This is a genomic window from Galbibacter pacificus (assembly GCF_029603165.1).
Lineage (GTDB): Bacteria > Bacteroidota > Bacteroidia > Flavobacteriales > Flavobacteriaceae > Galbibacter > Galbibacter pacificus.
On record NZ_JAQSVC010000002.1, the window covers coordinates 754,965 to 771,816 of the forward strand.

Genomic DNA, 16,852 nt, shown 5'->3' on the forward strand with positions numbered 1-16,852 from the left:
TTAGGTATCTCATAATGTTGTTACCCCACCCAAAGGTGGTTCTAACCTGTTTGTAAATGGTTGATAGCCTCTTTAAACATGCCTCATTGCCCTTGCAGAGAGCCTCCATGTGTCTCCCGGTATGGGTAATGGGGCATGCTGGAACGGGGTATGCCCCCTTTCTTTAAAGCCCCTACCCCCTACCGGAAGGATGCAGCAGCCCACCCAAAGGTGGTTCGAAGCACCTTTGGGTGGGCCAAGGAGTATGTTTAAATAGCCAATAGACATGTCCGAAAAGGGTACATCCCCTTTATTTAGAGCCCCCGGCCCCATGCCGCAAGGGGGCAGATGTCGTTCTTTTTAGGGCCCGTACCCCCTTTTAAAATGGGGCAATGGGCATGACCAAAGGGGGAATAAGAGGCATAAAAAGGCCATGCCCCCCTTGTTTATCCTAAAAAAGATATTTTGTGCTATGCCTTTAACATGGCCCACGTATCTAACTTGCCATGGATTCATGCGTGTTTATATATTCTTTTTTAAGATGCGAATCTTTATACACTTTTGGCGAAACCCCATAGAACTCTTTAAAACTTGAAGAAAATTTAGAAACATGCGAGAAACCGGTTGCATAAGTCACTTCAGAAATACTTAAATTTTTGGTGGCCAACAAATCGCCGGCTTGTTTTAACCTGATGTTCCTCACATAATCACGCGCCGATTGATTGGTTAGCTCTTTAAGCTTTCTATATAGGTGAACCCTGCTTATACCAATTTCCCTGGCAATCATTTCTACGTTTAAATCGGGGTTGTCCAGGTTTTCGTTAATTAATTTTGTAACCCTATTGATAAGTTTTTCGTCGGCCGACCTAATTTGGATGGTCTCCAGTTTGTCTTCCGGGATTTGATTTCCGCCATATGTATTTTTAAGCATCTCCCTGTTATGGATTATGTTCTGGACGGTCTTCTTCAAAATCTCCAGATTAAACGGTTTGGAAAGATAGGCGTCTGCCCCGATATCGAGACCGATTATGTTGTCCTGCTCTCTGGACTTGGCCGTCAATAAAATTAATGGGATATGATTTACATTAATGTTCTTTTTTAATTTCCTGCACAAGGTAACACCGTCCATCTCCGGCATTTTTACATCGCTGATGATTAAATCCAACGGTTCCTGAAGAATAATGCCGTAAGCCTCTTTTCCGTTGGAAGCCTCTAAAATATGGTATTTTAAAGACAGCTCCCTTCTAAGGTAATTTCTTATTTCGGCATCATCGTCTATAAGGAGTATGGTGTGTTTTCCTTTACACGGGGCATCTTCCCCATTAGAAACACTATTGGTATTGAACAACGACAAAACGGGTTGCGGTTTGTAACACTTTGGAGCCACGGAGCCTGTTAATGGCAAATGGTCTAGTTCTTTAACATTGGCATTTGCCTTTTCCAGCGGTATTTCCATGATCAGGCTACAACCTTTTTGATCTTTATTGTTCTCTGCATAAACCTTTCCGTTATGTAAATTAACAATAGAGCGCGTTAAGTGCAGGCCAATTCCCGTACCTTCTTTTGGGTGCATTTCGTCTTGGGTAGCACGGTAAAAACGGTCGAAAATCTTTTCAATGGCATGTTCGTCAATGCCTTTGCCGTTATCTTTTACAGTTATTTTAAAACATTTCTTGCCTGCTTCATTTACAACACTTTCAAGGTTTATTTTAATGTGTCCGCCATTGGGCGTAAACTTAAAAGCATTGGATAGTATGTTCTGGATGGTCTTATCAAAATAATTGGGGTCTATTGCTGCATACAATTCTTCTTGGTCGTTATGAAATTCCAGGTCGATTTCCTTTGCCTTTTTCTGATCTTCAAAAAGGAAACATATATCTTTTATTAAAGAGACCATTTCTACCTTTTGATACTTTAAGTCTATTTGGCCTTTATCAATTTTCCTCATTTCCATTAACTGATTGATTAAATGCAGGATACGTTCGGAATTTCGGTGCATGATACGGTATGCTTTTTGGCGATCGGGGTCTATATCGCTCTTCATCATTTTTTTCAATGGGTTTGTTATGAGCGACATGGGTGTTTTTATTTCGTGCGAAATGTTTGTGAAAAACTGAATCTTAGCTTCGTTTATCTGGTTTTCATATTGCTGAAGTCGTATTTTTTCTTTAATCTTATACCGTTGATGAATTTGGTTGTATACGGCCCAAGTAATTAAAACGACGATTATTGTATAGCAAATTTTTGCCCATAATGATAAAAACCAAGGCGGCCTTACAATAATGGTGAAGTTTTTAACCGGCGAAAACGACTTAAATTCTTTTGCCTTTACGCGCAAAGAATAGGTTCCCGGAACCAAATCGTTAAAAGTCAGCATGTTTGATCCCTGCTGAAGGCTTACCCATTCCTTGCCGTTGAGGTTGTAAAAATAAGTTAGCCGTTGGGGTTCTATAAAGTTGGTGGCCGCAAACTCCAGATTAAACGTATTGTCTTTATGCGATAAAAGCAATGTATCGGCCTTCATGATATCTTTTTCAATAATGGCACGCCCGTTTGATTTTGTTGCCGTTGTTATCTCTTTGTTCTGCAAATAGCAGGCCGTTAACCTAATATCGGGTATCTTTCCTTCATCGATAATCTGTTCGGGTTTAAAATAGGTAATGCCGTTAATTCCCCCAAAATATATGGCATTTTGGTCGTCGTAGGTAACTGCTCCTTTGCTAAACTCGTTTCCTTGAAGCCCGTCGTTAAAATAAAAATTGGTAAACTGTTGGCTCGCTTTGTTAAACTTAGATATTCCATGGTGCGTACTAATCCACAGGTTGTTCTGCCCATCTCCCTTAATGGCACATACCACATTGCTCGACAGGCCGTCTTTGGTAGAAAAGTTTTCTAGTTTCCACGAGTTTTTGGGCTTGAGGAATATTCCTTCTGAAGTTCCTATCCATAAATTCCCTTCGGCATCTTCATAAAGTGAATAAATAATTTTATGCGCCAAAACCCGGTTAAGCCCATCAGAAAAAATAAAACTATTGGTTTCAAGGTCAAGGCAACTAAGTCCGTTATACGTTCCTATATACAATTTGTTTTCTTTGGAATACAGCAGCGTATTGATCCAAAAATTCTGCATTTTATTGTTTGGGTTGTAAGACAGGCCAATGGTTGTTCCCGTATTCCTGTCCTTTATTTTCCCGGTCTCGAGGTCTAAAGAAAAAAGGCCCGAGCCCATGGAGCCTATCCATAAGGTTTTGTTGCCATCTTCGGTGATACTGTATATTCTTTCTACTTTATGTGAGTTTTCATCTTTTATTTCATAATTAAAGTTAAACTCACCGGTGTTTTTATTTAGCGAAGCTATTCCGTTTAAATAAGAGCCCACCCAAACCGTATTGTTCGAATCTTCATAGACACTCATAATGGTGGTAACTTCTTTGTTGAGATAGTGTTTTTTTAAATTCCCCGCATTGTCCAGGCCGTAAACCCCATCTCCATCGGTACCCACCCATAAATTGTTGTTCCTGTCTTCGTGAATGGCCATAACACTATTGGATCCAATGGTGTTGTTGTTAATGGATTGATATCCTATATATTTAAAATTATTCGGTTTGTGTGGGATTAGGGCCACCCCTTTTTGGTAAATGCCCAACCATAGGTTATGCGACCTGTCTTTAATGATGGAGTGGACCTTGGTCTTGGAAAAGTCGAATTTGTTGATTCCCAGGCTAACATCTGAAAATGTTTCTGTATACGGATTAAAAACCTTCATCCCGCTGCTGTCGGTACCTATGTATATTTCATCAGGAGAATTTACATAAAGGGTCTTGATAGATAAATGGCATTGCGTATATGGTATTTTTTTAAAGCTTTTGCTCTTTGGTTCAAACTTGTACAAGCCTTCATTTAGCTTTCCAATATAGATATTCCCGTTGGGTGCCTGGCATATACTGGAGATATTGGCTTCCGACTCGTTTTTATAAAAATAGCGGGATATGGTGCCGTTTTCTGCAATACAATACACTCCTTTGTCTTGTGTTATCACCCAAAGGTTTCTCTGTTTATCCTCAAAAAGCTTTTGAATAAACTCTGATTTAACAACTTCTACGGCTAATCTTCCGGCTACAACACCATTCTCGTTATGCAACTTAAATATACCACTCCCGGAAGTGGCAATTAACAACTCCCCATTTTTACGTTCCAAGATGGAAGAAACATGGCAATGTTCTTTTGATCCTTGCTTATCAAATAAATCAATCTCGCTAAAACTTTGTGTTCCCGTGTTGTATTGTTGCAGGCCATTGAAAAAACCGAACAGTAATTGCCCATTTAAAGTTTGGTACATACAACGTACGTAATTGTTTAAAATGGAGGTACTGTCCTTGGTGCTAAATTTATAGGTCTTAAACTTTGCCCCGTCGTACCTGTTAAGGCCGTCTTCGGTAGCAACCCAGATAAGGCCTTCTTTATCTTCCAGTACTTGATTGATAAGCGTACTTGAAAGCTTGTTGTCCGTAGAGTAAAACTTGGCGGTTTGAGCCGGAAGCTGAAGGCATATAAGCAAAAAATACAAATGCCATCCCTTGGCATGCCCTTTTGCATTAAAAAACAACTTTAATGCGCTTTTATACATAAAAGTACAGGTTCTGGTTAGCGTATTTATCATGGGTGTAATTGTTAGTTTTAGCATTTGCAACATTGCACAAACGCAATCGTTTGCGTGATTCAATCAAATTAAATATGCATCAGTTCAAGGAATATGTTTTTTAAAAACTGCTTCATATAAAAAATCTTTTTTAAATCGGAATGTTATGTAATAGTTAATTTGACTACAAGGTATGTTAATTTAATTATAATTCACAATTTTTTATCGAAAAAATGTGAATTATAGAATTTTTAAGGGTCATTAATTGATATTATGATAATTAAATAGTGAAGTAAATATCGTTTTAAAGGTATTCCTTACCTATCTATAATGCATAAAATTGAAGAAGTAACCTATTGATAAGGATTGGTAACATGGAAATATAACCGAATACAAACAATGCATTACATTTGAATATTGAACAACGGCATCATTGCAAAAAACTATTGAAGATTGTTTTTCCAATTATTGGGACTTGGTTTTAGAAATAAATAATTGTTAGTTTTTCAAGCCCAATAATTAATTAGCTAGTTAAATAGCGTAGGCTGTTCCATAAAAGGAGCAGCCTATTTTTTTATTATCTGCTGAAGTTATTATTTATAAGTCTAATGATTTTACTTGCTCAACAGCGGAACCCGCTTTTTGGTAGCATACACCCCTATGTTAGTACCCGTAAATCCGTATGAATTTGCTGTAGATAAGTAACGGGCATCTACTCCCGTTTTTAGTGTTTTCCATTCTGAAGTGTTGCTTGCATATTGAAATTCAAAATTAAGACCGTTTGAAATTACCTTTAAATGAAATAGTTTTTCACCGGTTTCCAGATTTTTTTCGGTCAAAATTTCCCGACCATCTTTCGTTATTTTTTCAACAAGTATTTTTGGGCTTTTTTCATTTCCGGTCAAGGTAAATGCATACTGATGTGTTTCATCTTTCATAAGAAGAATGCCAGCGGCCTCATGCAAACCTGAAGGCTCAAAATAAACCGTGGTTTCTGCTTCAAATTTATGGTGTTGAAGGCGGCGGGAAACAAAGGCCGGGGTTTTTAGTTCTACCGTATTTACATCGGCACAGGAAAGTGCCAAATAGCCCGGAATATCTTTTAAAGAATATAAATTCTTTCCATCTCCCCGAATGGTAACCCATTCTTTTGGAAGCAGGGAATCTGTAAAATCATCGGTTATGCTAAAATTGCCGTAAGTTGTTTTTTTAGCACGTATGCTACCGGGCATTTTTATAATTCTAGGTATTGTTTCATTTTCTCTGGTCATGTATGGAAAACCGCTTTCATCCCATTGTACGGGCATTAAAAAAGTTTCCCGGCCCAGGTTTTCAAAATCGTTGTCTATGGGGCGGCATGCCAAAAATACGGCCCACCAACTACTGTCTTTCTTTTGGATAAGGTCGGCATGCCCGGCACAGGTAATGGGCAATGGCCTGTTTGGGTCTAAGTGTTTCTGGGTAAGTATGGGGTTTTTGTTCCACGGTTTGTAGGGACCCAGCACCGATTCGGACTTAAATATAACTTCGCGGTGGTTTACCGAGGTTCCCCCTTCTGCACACATTAAATAATAACTTCCATTAATTTTATACACATGGGGGCCTTCTATCCAAATAGGTTTTTCTGATAGGTCAACCCCGCCGTTAACAATCATTTTTCGCGGCCCCTTCATTGTTTCCGTTTTTACGTCAAACTCCTGTATGCGTATAGCCCGGTGCCCTTCGTATTGGCTGCCGCCATCTGGGGCATCGTTGTTAACCACATAGGCTTTCCCATCGTCATCAAAAAAGAAAGAAGGGTCAATACCTTGAACTTCCGGCAACCAAACCGGATCGGACCAACCCTTGAAGGGGTCTTTCGTTTTAACAAAAAAATTGCCCTTTTTTATGTTGGTCGTTATCATGTAATATGTTTTGTTATGGGGGTTATAACTTATGGCCGGGGCAAAAATCCCTTCGGTAATACGCTGGCCATCCAAAGGCAATTGTTCCGGCCGGTCCAAAACATGCCCTATCTGTTTCCAGTTTACCAAATCTTTGCTGTGAAAAATGGGAACGCCCGGATAATAAGAGAATGTGCTGGTTACCAAAAAATAATCTTCTCCGTTGGAACATATACTTGGATCGGAATACCAGCCCGGCAAAATAGGATTGTAGAAATAAGAATTGTCCGGCAGCGTATTTTCATTATAAAAATCGTCTTTTCCAGTATATTTAAAATCATCAAAATATGCCGTTGATTTTTTAAATGGAATAGTCCCGATTTCTTTTTCATTTGATTTTGAACCCGTATTACAAGACTGGAAAAAAATCATGATAAAAGAGACGAACACCCATAAGCGGTACCCATTTTGTTTTTTTAATGAAAACATAGACTTTTTCTTTTTTGTATTGAATTAAATATTTTTTACCGCACCAATTCAAAATATTGATGCTTTAATCTGTACCGTTGATTATTTTAATGGTACCGTCTTCATTATATTCCATTTCGCATACCTTCAAGCTCCTTAACCATGTTCTACCTCCGGACGGCACGCTATCGTGATGAAACAAATACCATTTCCCCTTAAAGGAACTAATTCCGTGGTGCGTAGTCCATCCCACAACCGGGGTAAGGATTACACCTTGGTAGATAAAAGGGCCGTAAGGGTTATCACCAATGGCATAACAAATACGGTGCGTATTCCCGGTGGAGTACGAAAAATAATATTTCCCTTGATACTTGTGCATCCATGAAGCTTCAAAGAAACGCCTATCGTGGTCTCCTGCGGAAATGGGAACCCCGTTAACATCTACAATTACAATTTCTTTAGGGCTTTCGGCAAAAGACAGCATATCTTTAGACAATTTGGCAACCCTTGAGGGCAATGCAGGGCTATTGTCTTCTGGTTCGTGTCCGCATTCTATGGCCTTATTGTTTCGGTAACGCTGCAATTGTCCGCCCCATATTCCGCCAAAATACATGTAATGCGAGCCATCGTCATCCTCAAAAACACACGGGTCTATAGAGTAACTTCCCTTCATTGGTGCATCAACTGGTTTAAAGGGACCGTATGGCTGATTGCTTACGGCAACTCCTATTCTAAATATGTCAAGTTCGTCCTTTGCAGGAAAATACATATAATATTTACCGTTTTTATGGGCTACGTCGCAATCCCAAAGTTGCCTGTTGGCCCAAGGAATATCTTTAATGTCTAAAGCCACGCCATGATCGGTAATTTCTTCATCAATGGTTTCCATAGACAATACATGGTAATCTTTCATGTTGAAGTGATCGCCATTATCGTTTTCGGGAATGCCCGAATCTATGTCGTGCGAAGGATATATGTACAGTTTGTCATTAAAAACATGTACCGAAGGATCGGCCATGTATAAATGATCTAATAAGTATTTCTTTTGTTTCATCTGTTAATATTTTATTGTTTTTAATGGTCAGATGGAATGTGCCTTTAATTATTATCCCGGTCGGTATCTAAAATTTAGTTATGGGCATTTTATAGTAACCGGGTTATTCTGAAAGCGTTTGCTTAATTATTTTGTCTACTATGGGTTTTGGGGCATAATTTCTACTAAATAGCAAAGGATAATCCTTCCTCCCGGGAACAGGCCAATTATTTTTCCAACTATTGGCATCGGTAACGCCCCATAAAGTAACCCTTGTAACGGCTTTTTTATGTTTTTCAAAAAGTTTAAAAAACGATAAATACCTTTGCTCAAAAGCAGTTGTAACCGAGTCTGGAACCGATTCCCGATAGGGATCCATTTGTTGTTTGTACTCAAAACTTTTTGTTACTTCTGCCCCCGCATTTTTGTCGGGGAAAGGCAATATGCTTATGTCCATTTCGGTAATCATCACCTTACATTCCAGCGAAGAAAAAGCCTCTAAACTGGCTTCAAAATCTTTAATATCGGGATTGTCCAGGCCCAAATGAGATTGCATCCCAATGGCATCTATGGTTATTCCCTGCTTTTGAAGTTTTTTCACCATGGCCACTACCCCATTCCGCTTTGCGGGAATAGACATGGAATAATCATTGTAATACAGTTCGGCATCGGGATCTGCTTCACGGGCAAATTGAAAAGCCAGTTTTATATAATCCTCACCTATAATTTGATAAAATTTTGAGCTCCTGTATGTTCCATCATCGTTAATTGCTTCGTTAACAACGTCCCATCCCTTTATTTTTCCTTTGTAGCGTGTCACGATGGTTTGAATGTGATTTTTCATTCGGGCTATTAAAGTTTCTTTTGAGACCATTTTTCCAGCATCATCAACAAAAAACCAGTCTGGAGCTTGAGAATGCCAAATCAAGGTGTGGCCCGTTACCACCAAATTATTGTCCGTACCAAATTGAACAAACTTATCTGCCAGGGAAAAGTCAAATTTATCTTCCCGGGGGTGAATCCTCTCGCTTTTCATACAATTTTCGGCAACAATGGCGTTGAACTGCTTTTTTATAATATTGGTGGCCGCCGTATCTTTTCCCATTATTTGATAAGCGTTCATGGCGGTGCCAATTAAAAACTTCCCTTTAAATGCTTCTTTTAGGGTTAACGAAGTTTCTTGTGCATTCACATAAAAAATTGTGAAGCATACTATTAATATTGTCTTTATTAATTTCATCTATTTAAAATTTCATTTGTATCAAGTTATCCAACCCGGCGTTTCTCTAAATCTTCTTGAATTTGCATTTCTTTACGTTTGCCAATTTCATACATAAACAAACTTGCAGCGGCCAGTAAAAAGGTAATGGCCGGATATATGCTTACGGATAATTGTATTCCTAAAACAGCTTTTTCTGATTGTTCGGTTAAAAGCTCGTTATAACCGTAAAACCCAAGAATCCCGGCCACCAATGCTCCGCCAATGCTCAATCCGGCCTTTAGGCCAAAAATCATGGCCGAAAAAATTATGGCGGTGGCACGGCGGTTGTTTTTCCATTCTGAGTAATCGGCAACATCAGCAATCATTGCCCACAAAAGCGGTGTGGAAATTCCATAAAAGAAACCATGTATGCACTGTGTAACAAAAACCAGGTAAATAGCTGAAGGACTGTAAAAATAAAAAGCAATCAAGGTAATTGCAGAAAGTACGATGCTGTAGCCAAAAACATTACGCTTTCCGTATTTATCGGCAATGGGCTTAGAAATTCCTATTCCAACAATCATCATTACAATACCAATAGCGTTAAAAATGCTAAAACCAGAAGTAGCGGGATCGTCTGGCCATTTAAAGCCATGCATTCCCATGGAAACAAGAAGCTTGTTAAGATTTGCTATTAAGGAATTGAAGCCAATATCGTTAAGAAACTCCTGAAGGCCGGTAACGCTTAAATAATTATCAAAATAATAAACATACATGCCCCCCTTTAGGGAAAGGGTTATAAAAATAAAAATGGTGGCCAACAGCATGGCAAACCAAGGTTTGTTTTTAAATAAATCTTTTAAATCGTCCTTAACGGAAGTTTTTTGTTCCTCCTTTGGTTGGATCCGTTCCCGGGTGGTCAAAAAAGTAATAATAAAAAAAATAATTCCAATAATGGCAAACATGGTAATAGCCCTTTCAAACCCGAGTGTTTTACTTCCGTCACCAAGAATATAAACCAGTGGCAAAAGCAAACTTTGCACGAGAAACTGCGCAATCATAACCGCAGTAAACCTATAGGAAGATATACTGTTCCTTTCTTTCATGCTACCCGTCATGACACCGCTTAACGAGGCATACGGAAGATTGTTTGCCGAATAGATAACAACCAGCAATATATAGGTAATCAAGGCATAGGTTATTTTACCATTTAAACTGTATTCGGGGGTCCTGAACGCCAAAATTGCCATTAATCCAAAAGGAATGGCCGTCCATAATATCCATGGCCGGAATTTTCCCCATCGCGTTTGGGTCCTGTCGGCAATAATTCCCATAACGGGATTAAAAAAAGCCCCTGTCATCCCGCCAACAAAAATTATGGTAGATGCAATGTTTGGCAGGATTTTGTATACATCTGTATAAAAAAATGCCAAAAAGGTCATTAGGGTTTGAAAAATCAAATTGGCAGCCAAGTCGCCTAAACTATACCCCAATTTTTCCAAAAAGGAAATTTTTTGTTCGCTTCCTCTCATCTTAATCATGGTTACAATTGGTTGACAGCTTAACAGAAATGCTATTTACGAATGAATTTTTCACACGTTTAAATGTTCGTTTCATCTATTTAATACGTTTACTTCTGAATAAAAAAACTTAGCCCTTTCCATATATCCATGGAAATGGACGTGGTAAACAAATTTATTTTCAAGCTTTTAATACTGCTGAATTATTTGTTACAATTAGTTTACAATAGGTTACACAAAGCATATTTCTTGCTCTTTACAAGCTTTTTTGGCTACCTAAAACATTTTTTATGCTTAAAAAAACTATTACGGTGCTAACTGTTCTTTTATGTGGAAGTAATTAAAGTCTGCATACCCGCCTGCTGTTTTTGTAGCATAATTAAACAGGCCAAAACGGTAGCCCATAAAGTGGGAAAGGGTATATTTCATTTTTAGTTGATTTCCTATGGAATGCCATGATTTCCCGTCCAAACTATAATAAAATTGAGCCGTGTCCTTCATTTCATTATAATTGCACGCAGCGCTGAGGTAAACGGTATTGACAGTTATTGGAATTTTTGCATGGATCGTGGGTTTACCAGATTCATAATTTACCTGAACGATGTACTTTTTCCCGTTTTTATATTGAACCCCTACATAACCGTAATATTCCTGTAAAAGAACCAGTCCGGCCACATCGCCTTCTTTCATTTCAGAAATATCAACAGCAGTGCTGCCGTTGCATATGGGGCCAAAGGTACGTTGGGTCAAGGTGTTTTTTGTTGCCACCACGGAAGAGTCCAAACGGTTGGTTGTCAATCGAAGATACCCCTGTCTATCGGTAACCGACCAATAATCTTCATCCGGGTTATGGTTCCATTGCCATACCAACGGCAAGAAAGGTTCGTTTGCTTCTCGGTTAAACTCGTCGGAATTTACTATTCCGGGAATCAAGCCATTGCTAGCCGGAAGATTTAACGTTGACGGGACTTTGCCGTTAACCCCTAAAACCGGCCAATTATTTTCCCAATGAACAGGAACCAAATAAGGAATGCGGCCTACAGCGCCATTATCCTTAAAAAGATAGGCAAACCATTTGCCATCGGGTGTGTCAATTAATCCTCCTTGAGCTACACCTTTGTCTTGAAAGGTTAACCTACCTTCATATGGACCGCCAATTTTATCTGCCCGGTGCACGACCACTGTTCGCATACCCCCTTTTGGCCAGGTAATATTGAATAAATAATATTTGCCCTTCACCTTAAAAAGTTGAGACCCTTCTGCTGGGAGTGCAATATCGTTACCTGCCGGTGCGCTTGCATTTGTTATAAGCGTTCTTTTGGTGCTTTCTTTAAACCCGGACAAATTTTCTTTTAGTTCTACTATTTTAAGGTCTCCGCCACCATAAATCATGTATATTTTTCCATCATCGTCAAAAAACAAGGTATTATCGTGAAAGCTCGGCTTAAAAGAAAGTTCTTTCCATTTGCCACTTTCTATATCATCGGTTGAAAATATATACGTTTTCCCGGTAGTCGATGAAAAAGTAGAAACATAAAACGTACCCTCGTGATAACGCAAACTGCTCGCCCATGAGCCTTTTCCGTAGGCATTTTCGCCGCTTTCCAGATTTAGGGCATCGGTATTCCCCAATGTTTCGTAAGCATAAGATGCCAATTCCCAATTTATCAAGTCGGTAGATTTCATAATGGGCACCCCAGGATTCATATGCATGGTCGTACTGCTCATGTAATAGGTATTTTCAACACGGATCATGGACATATCGGGAACATCTGCATAAATAATCGGGTTTTTTGCGGTTTCTTGCCCGGTCGCTATTTCAGAAAAAAATAGAACGAGTAATATTTTTAGATAAATTTTCATATTTATTTTTTGATATTTTTCTACTGATTGGTTTATAGTTGTCTGTATGCTTACCTACCAAGGTTTAAAACAAATATAGGGTTTGATGCTTTTAAATGATATTTGTATGTTACAAATCCTTAATAATGCGATACATAGTCTATTTACCTACATAAAATGACACCAGTGCTAAGAATCTTCAAATAAGCAAAGGCACTTTTATATGATTTTAAATTTGAACTTCTGCCATCTTTTCTACTAAAATTATTGCCTATATTGCAGGCTTTAACTTATTAAAATTAAAATATGAAAGAATTAATTAGTAAAATCGAAACCGAAATCGAAGCCTTTCAAAAAGATGCAAACAGCCAATTGGAAAGTGGTAATAAAGCAGCTGGAACTAGAGCCCGTAAATCGTCTTTAGAACTTACAAAATTGTTCAAGGAATTTAGAAAGGTTTCTTTGGAAGCTTCAAAAAAGTAAATAAAAAAGAAGAGGTTGCCTTGTCGGGCAACCTCTTTTTAAATAACTTGCTAACTAATTATTCAAAATGTGAAAACTAACTCTCGGCACAAAGTTGGATATATATTTTTTAAGGCATGTTACCTGTAAATTATCAAAATATTAATTTGATCCAACAACTATCCCAAAGCCGTTTTCAGTAAGAATTATTTGTTAATAGCCTTCCATATTTTCTTAAAAATCGATGTGTTTTCAAAAACACCCTTAAAATTTTCCGCTTGCGGGCCATATGCAAAAACGGGCACCATAATTCCGGTATGGTCTACGGTCAAAAAATCGGCCTGTACGGTACCGCTTTCTATATCTCCACCAACAATGCCCAAACCAGAGGTTTCATGGTCGGCGGTAATTACCACCAACGTATTTTTATGAGTATCTGCAAAACGAAGTGCTTGGGCTATGGCCCGATCGAAATCAAGCATTTCTTTAATTATACCCTGAATGTTATTGGAATGTCCGCCATTATCTATTTGAGCACCTTCAACCATTAAAAAAAACGGTTCCTCTTTAGAACCAAGCACTTCAAGTGCCTTATGGACACTATTTGGCAACGCATTCTCTCTTCCATTTATCATCGAAGGGGCTTTTTCGTCCCCAAGATAAACCGCGATTGGCTGATTAAAATCGGTAAATGAGTCAATCGTTACCGTTTTAAACTGCTTTCCAATGGTATTTTCTTCATTTTTACCCCCTGCCATAAAAAAGTCAAGTTTGCTATGCACAAGGTCCTCCACGATTCCATCTGTATTATCACGCTCTGCACGGTACGCATAAAAAGATGCTGGGGTTGCCCCATAAATGGCATCGGTAGAAACAATAGCGGTATTAAACCCCTGCTGGTTTGCCATAGTTACTAAATTGTCAAGCGCCTTTCCTGCCGGGTCCACGCCAATGGCCCGGTTGTTGGTTTTAGTACCGGTAGCCATTGCAGTTGCGCCTGCGGCCGAATCGGTTATTAAATTATCAAAAGATGCGGTTTTAGCCAATCCAACATCCTTAATTCCGGTTAGCGTAAGCTCCCCACGGTTGGCAATCATGGCAGCCGATATTTGTGCAAGCCCGTTTCCGTCGCCAATCATTAAAATGATATTTTGCGGGGTTTCGTCCTTGTTATATCCATAACCCGGTTTATATATTTTTATTGGCTCTTTTTGGCTATAAGTATTATTGGCAAGCTTGCTTAAATATTGTTTTGCAAGTGCCGGCTCATCGGTATTTATGTAGTCTACGCCCAGCTTTGCCAAATTGGCCCATGCCGTTTTGGTATCGGGAGTTGCCCAGAACCTAAATGGCTTTGAAACATCATGTGCCTTTTTAATGGCGTCTTCTACCTTTTCCTGCTCCTTGGCCACCATTCTTCCATAACCGTTCCATACAGTATATGTTTTAAAGCTTACACTTACCAAGGCTACTTTTTTTAAGTCTATTTTGTCCAGATTGTTCAGGTTTTGATGGTCAAACCATATAAAATCGGGATAATTATTGTAGTCTTCAGGCTCAGGCCGGTTTCCCGAAATTACAAAGCGTATTTTTTTATTGTCTGTAACGGATGGGTACCTTTTAAGGACTTCGACCAATTTATCAAGGGTTTTATAGGCATCAGATTTTATATCGACCAATAATTGCAATTCCCTTAACTCTCCCAACGCCGCCAAACTTTCCAATTTTTTTAAGTACATGTTCTCCAAAGTGGCCTTGGCAACTATCTCATCTTCGCTATGCGTTACATAAAGTTCATTGTTTTTAAGAAAAATGTCGGCTTCTATGGAAGCGGCACCATTACTAAAAGCATACCAAAACGGGAGTTGCTGTTCGTAATCGTTGTGGGAATGTACCTTAAAGGTTTCCTGAGCGAATAACGTACAATTGATTCCGTTGGAAAGCAATAAAAAGTAGGCCAAGGTTAATTTTAGAATATTCTTCATATTTATTTACAGCTTGTTTTATTTATAGCATTCTGGTTTTTTTACCCAAAAACACTAGTATTTCATACAAAAATAAGTATTAGTACCCTTCGTTTTGTTCTAAATATCCCGAAACATTGGAAGCACCATCAATGGCATCCTGCGGGATTGGGAATAGTCTATGGTGTACATCTGCATCGGTTTTTTCTGTCCAGGAATCTTCATAATGACCAAAGCGGATTTGGTCGGTTCTTCTAAAACCTTCCCAATATAGTTCAAAACCACGTTCCCTATAAAGCGTCTCTAGGTCAACAGCCGGTAAAGCCGCTGGAATTGGCGCACGTGCCGTTCTGGAAGTGCGTACCACATTTACATCGGCCAAGGCTCCTGCATTGTCGCCATTTCTCAATTTGGCCTCTGCACGCATCAAATAAATTTCGGCATACCTCATTAACACCAAATCCACGCTACTATAATTATTTCCGTTAGGCGAAGTATGGCTAAATTGATATTTAGAAGTACGGTAACCATTGGCATGGCGCCTTCCTTCGTTTGAAAAATCAACTTGCAGTACGTGGTTTACATAGCCCACATCTTTGTCGGGGCCATTTCCTTTTGTCTGTTTTACCGGATAGATACGATACCCCCCGTCGCAGGTATAAAAAGACCCGTTTTCGTCTTTTCTAGGCCCCCAAATAATGCCACGTATTATTCCCCTGTCAATTTCAAAATCTTCCGCAGCAGTACAATAATAATGGTCTTCATCGTTCAACGGTGAAAGGCCGGTAAGGTCTTGAAGTGCTTCCGGGATGTCTTGATTCTTTTTATAGAACCTTGCATCGGCTTCTGCTGGGTCTACATTTCCGTAGGCATCTACCCAAGTTTGATAAAAATCGGATGTAATTGCCGGGCCATCGGTACCGTCTGCGCTAGGAAATTCGGGTCTTGGAAACCATGAGCCCGCAAGCGACCAATATGCCCAACGGCTATGTTCGTTGTTCATTACGCCCCGCTGGTCTGCCGCAAAGATCAGCTCGGGATTGTCATGGTTATCGTCGTTGAACAAATCGAAATATTCTGGAGAGAATGAAAAATTGCCCGAATTTATTATTTCATTGGTATAGGCAATTACCTTGTCCATATCTTCATTGGTGAAGCTTGGAGTTCCATATGGATCGCGATATACGGCCGCATTAAGATACAATCTTGCCAAAAACCCCAAAACAGCCGCTTGGGTTATCCTTCCGGGTCCTTTTTGGGTATTTATTACATCTACCACCGAGATTAATTCGCTCTCAATATAATCAATGGCTTCCTGCCCGCGGAGTATCTGGGAAATTTCTTCTGAAGATTCTTTTTTAAACGCAATTCCCCAGCTATCCAATGTCAACATATTCAAGTATGCCCTTAAAGCTATCATTTCGTTAAGAGCTCCTTCGGCCTCTGTATTTCCCGCCTCGGCAAGTGGTTTTAATACTTCAATAGCCGAAAGGGTCCTGGAGATATTTTTGGTAAGCTCGTTCCAGGAACTTCCCACCAAATCGTTGCTTGGGGAAATATTATGTGTATGCGCTTCCAGAAATTTCCCACCATCGTACCAATCTGTACCGCCACGATAGGGCAAAATAGCCTCATCGGCAGGGATTAACTGCAATCCGTAATAATTGGTATGCCTCCAGGTCCACGCAATCTGGCCATAAGCCGGGGCTATGGCTCCACTTACAGCCTCTGCCTGCCCGCTACCTTCCAAGGATTCGTCTATAACTTCTTCGTCTAAATCGGTACAACTTAAATTGGACAATAAGCTAATCCCGAAAAGTGCAATTATAATTTTATTCTTCATTTTTGAAGTCTTTTTTTG

The 16,852-nt window shown here is 39.3% G+C and carries 10 protein-coding genes; 1 reads left to right on the forward strand and 9 read right to left on the reverse strand.

Annotation, left to right across the window (positions count from 1 at the left end; translation table 11 throughout):
* Positions 1-72: 72 nt before the first annotated feature.
* The 7 genes from PSF86_RS07850 to PSF86_RS07880 all read right to left on the reverse strand — a co-directional run bounded on the left by PSF86_RS07850 (position 73) and on the right by PSF86_RS07880 (position 12,586).
* A complete protein-coding gene (locus PSF86_RS07850) occupies positions 73-312 on the reverse strand; it encodes a hypothetical protein (RefSeq protein ID WP_277899505.1) in 240 nt (79 codons plus the stop codon).
* A gap of 163 nt (positions 313-475) precedes the next feature.
* Complete coding sequence (locus PSF86_RS07855) at positions 476-4,639, reverse strand: hybrid sensor histidine kinase/response regulator transcription factor (RefSeq protein WP_277899506.1); 4,164 nt, start codon at positions 4,637-4,639, stop codon at positions 476-478.
* A gap of 593 nt (positions 4,640-5,232) precedes the next feature.
* Positions 5,233-6,990, reverse strand: coding sequence for a glycoside hydrolase family 43 protein (locus PSF86_RS07860; RefSeq protein ID WP_277899507.1), 1,758 nt, complete (start codon positions 6,988-6,990; stop codon positions 5,233-5,235).
* Between the two features lie 64 nt (positions 6,991-7,054).
* The gene (locus PSF86_RS07865; protein WP_277899508.1) at positions 7,055-8,023 is read right to left on the reverse strand and encodes a glycoside hydrolase family 43 protein; all 969 of its coding nucleotides are present in this window, start codon (positions 8,021-8,023) and stop codon (positions 7,055-7,057) included.
* A gap of 103 nt (positions 8,024-8,126) precedes the next feature.
* Complete coding sequence (locus PSF86_RS07870; RefSeq protein ID WP_277899509.1) at positions 8,127-9,242, reverse strand: endo-1,4-beta-xylanase; 1,116 nt, start codon at positions 9,240-9,242, stop codon at positions 8,127-8,129.
* A 26-nt stretch (positions 9,243-9,268) separates the two neighbouring features.
* Positions 9,269-10,744 carry an MFS transporter gene (locus tag PSF86_RS07875; RefSeq protein WP_338424022.1) on the reverse strand — a complete coding sequence of 492 codons (1,476 nt, stop codon included), beginning with the start codon at positions 10,742-10,744 and terminating at the stop codon, positions 9,269-9,271.
* 285 nt (positions 10,745-11,029) lie between these two features.
* Positions 11,030-12,586 (reverse strand): glycoside hydrolase family 43 protein, encoded by a 1,557-nt coding sequence (locus tag PSF86_RS07880; protein WP_277899510.1) that lies wholly within the window; start codon positions 12,584-12,586, stop codon positions 11,030-11,032.
* Positions 12,587-12,871: 285 nt separating this feature from the next.
* Between PSF86_RS07880 and PSF86_RS07885 the strand changes: the two genes are divergently transcribed.
* On the forward strand, positions 12,872-13,048 hold the full coding sequence (locus PSF86_RS07885; RefSeq protein ID WP_277899511.1) for a BF3379 family histone-like protein: 177 nt from the start codon (positions 12,872-12,874) through the stop codon (positions 13,046-13,048).
* 185 nt (positions 13,049-13,233) lie between these two features.
* Here the strand turns inward: PSF86_RS07885 and PSF86_RS07890 are convergent, their stop codons facing one another.
* On the reverse strand, positions 13,234-15,012 hold the full coding sequence (locus PSF86_RS07890; protein WP_277899512.1) for an alkaline phosphatase: 1,779 nt from the start codon (positions 15,010-15,012) through the stop codon (positions 13,234-13,236).
* Positions 15,013-15,091: 79 nt separating this feature from the next.
* Positions 15,092-16,834 carry a RagB/SusD family nutrient uptake outer membrane protein gene (locus tag PSF86_RS07895; protein ID WP_277899513.1) on the reverse strand — a complete coding sequence of 581 codons (1,743 nt, stop codon included), beginning with the start codon at positions 16,832-16,834 and terminating at the stop codon, positions 15,092-15,094.
* Between the last annotated feature and the right edge of the window lie 18 nt (positions 16,835-16,852).

Excerpts from the sequence above, each read along its gene's own strand:
- PSF86_RS07875 (WP_338424022.1), bottom strand. The coding sequence starts at position 10,744 with ATGATTAAGATGAGAGGAAGCGAACAAAAAATTTCCTTTTTGGAAAAA.
- PSF86_RS07870 (WP_277899509.1), bottom strand. The coding sequence starts at position 9,242 with ATGAAATTAATAAAGACAATATTAATAGTATGCTTCACAATTTTTTAT.
- PSF86_RS07880 (WP_277899510.1), bottom strand. The coding sequence starts at position 12,586 with ATGAAAATTTATCTAAAAATATTACTCGTTCTATTTTTTTCTGAAATA.
- PSF86_RS07855 (WP_277899506.1), bottom strand. The coding sequence starts at position 4,639 with ATGATAAATACGCTAACCAGAACCTGTACTTTTATGTATAAAAGCGCA.
- PSF86_RS07895 (WP_277899513.1), bottom strand. The coding sequence starts at position 16,834 with ATGAAGAATAAAATTATAATTGCACTTTTCGGGATTAGCTTATTGTCC.
- PSF86_RS07890 (WP_277899512.1), bottom strand. The coding sequence starts at position 15,012 with ATGAAGAATATTCTAAAATTAACCTTGGCCTACTTTTTATTGCTTTCC.
- PSF86_RS07885 (WP_277899511.1), top strand. The coding sequence starts at position 12,872 with ATGAAAGAATTAATTAGTAAAATCGAAACCGAAATCGAAGCCTTTCAA.
- PSF86_RS07860 (WP_277899507.1), bottom strand. The coding sequence starts at position 6,990 with ATGTTTTCATTAAAAAAACAAAATGGGTACCGCTTATGGGTGTTCGTC.
- PSF86_RS07850 (WP_277899505.1), bottom strand. The coding sequence starts at position 312 with ATGGGGCCGGGGGCTCTAAATAAAGGGGATGTACCCTTTTCGGACATG.
- PSF86_RS07865 (WP_277899508.1), bottom strand. The coding sequence starts at position 8,023 with ATGAAACAAAAGAAATACTTATTAGATCATTTATACATGGCCGATCCT.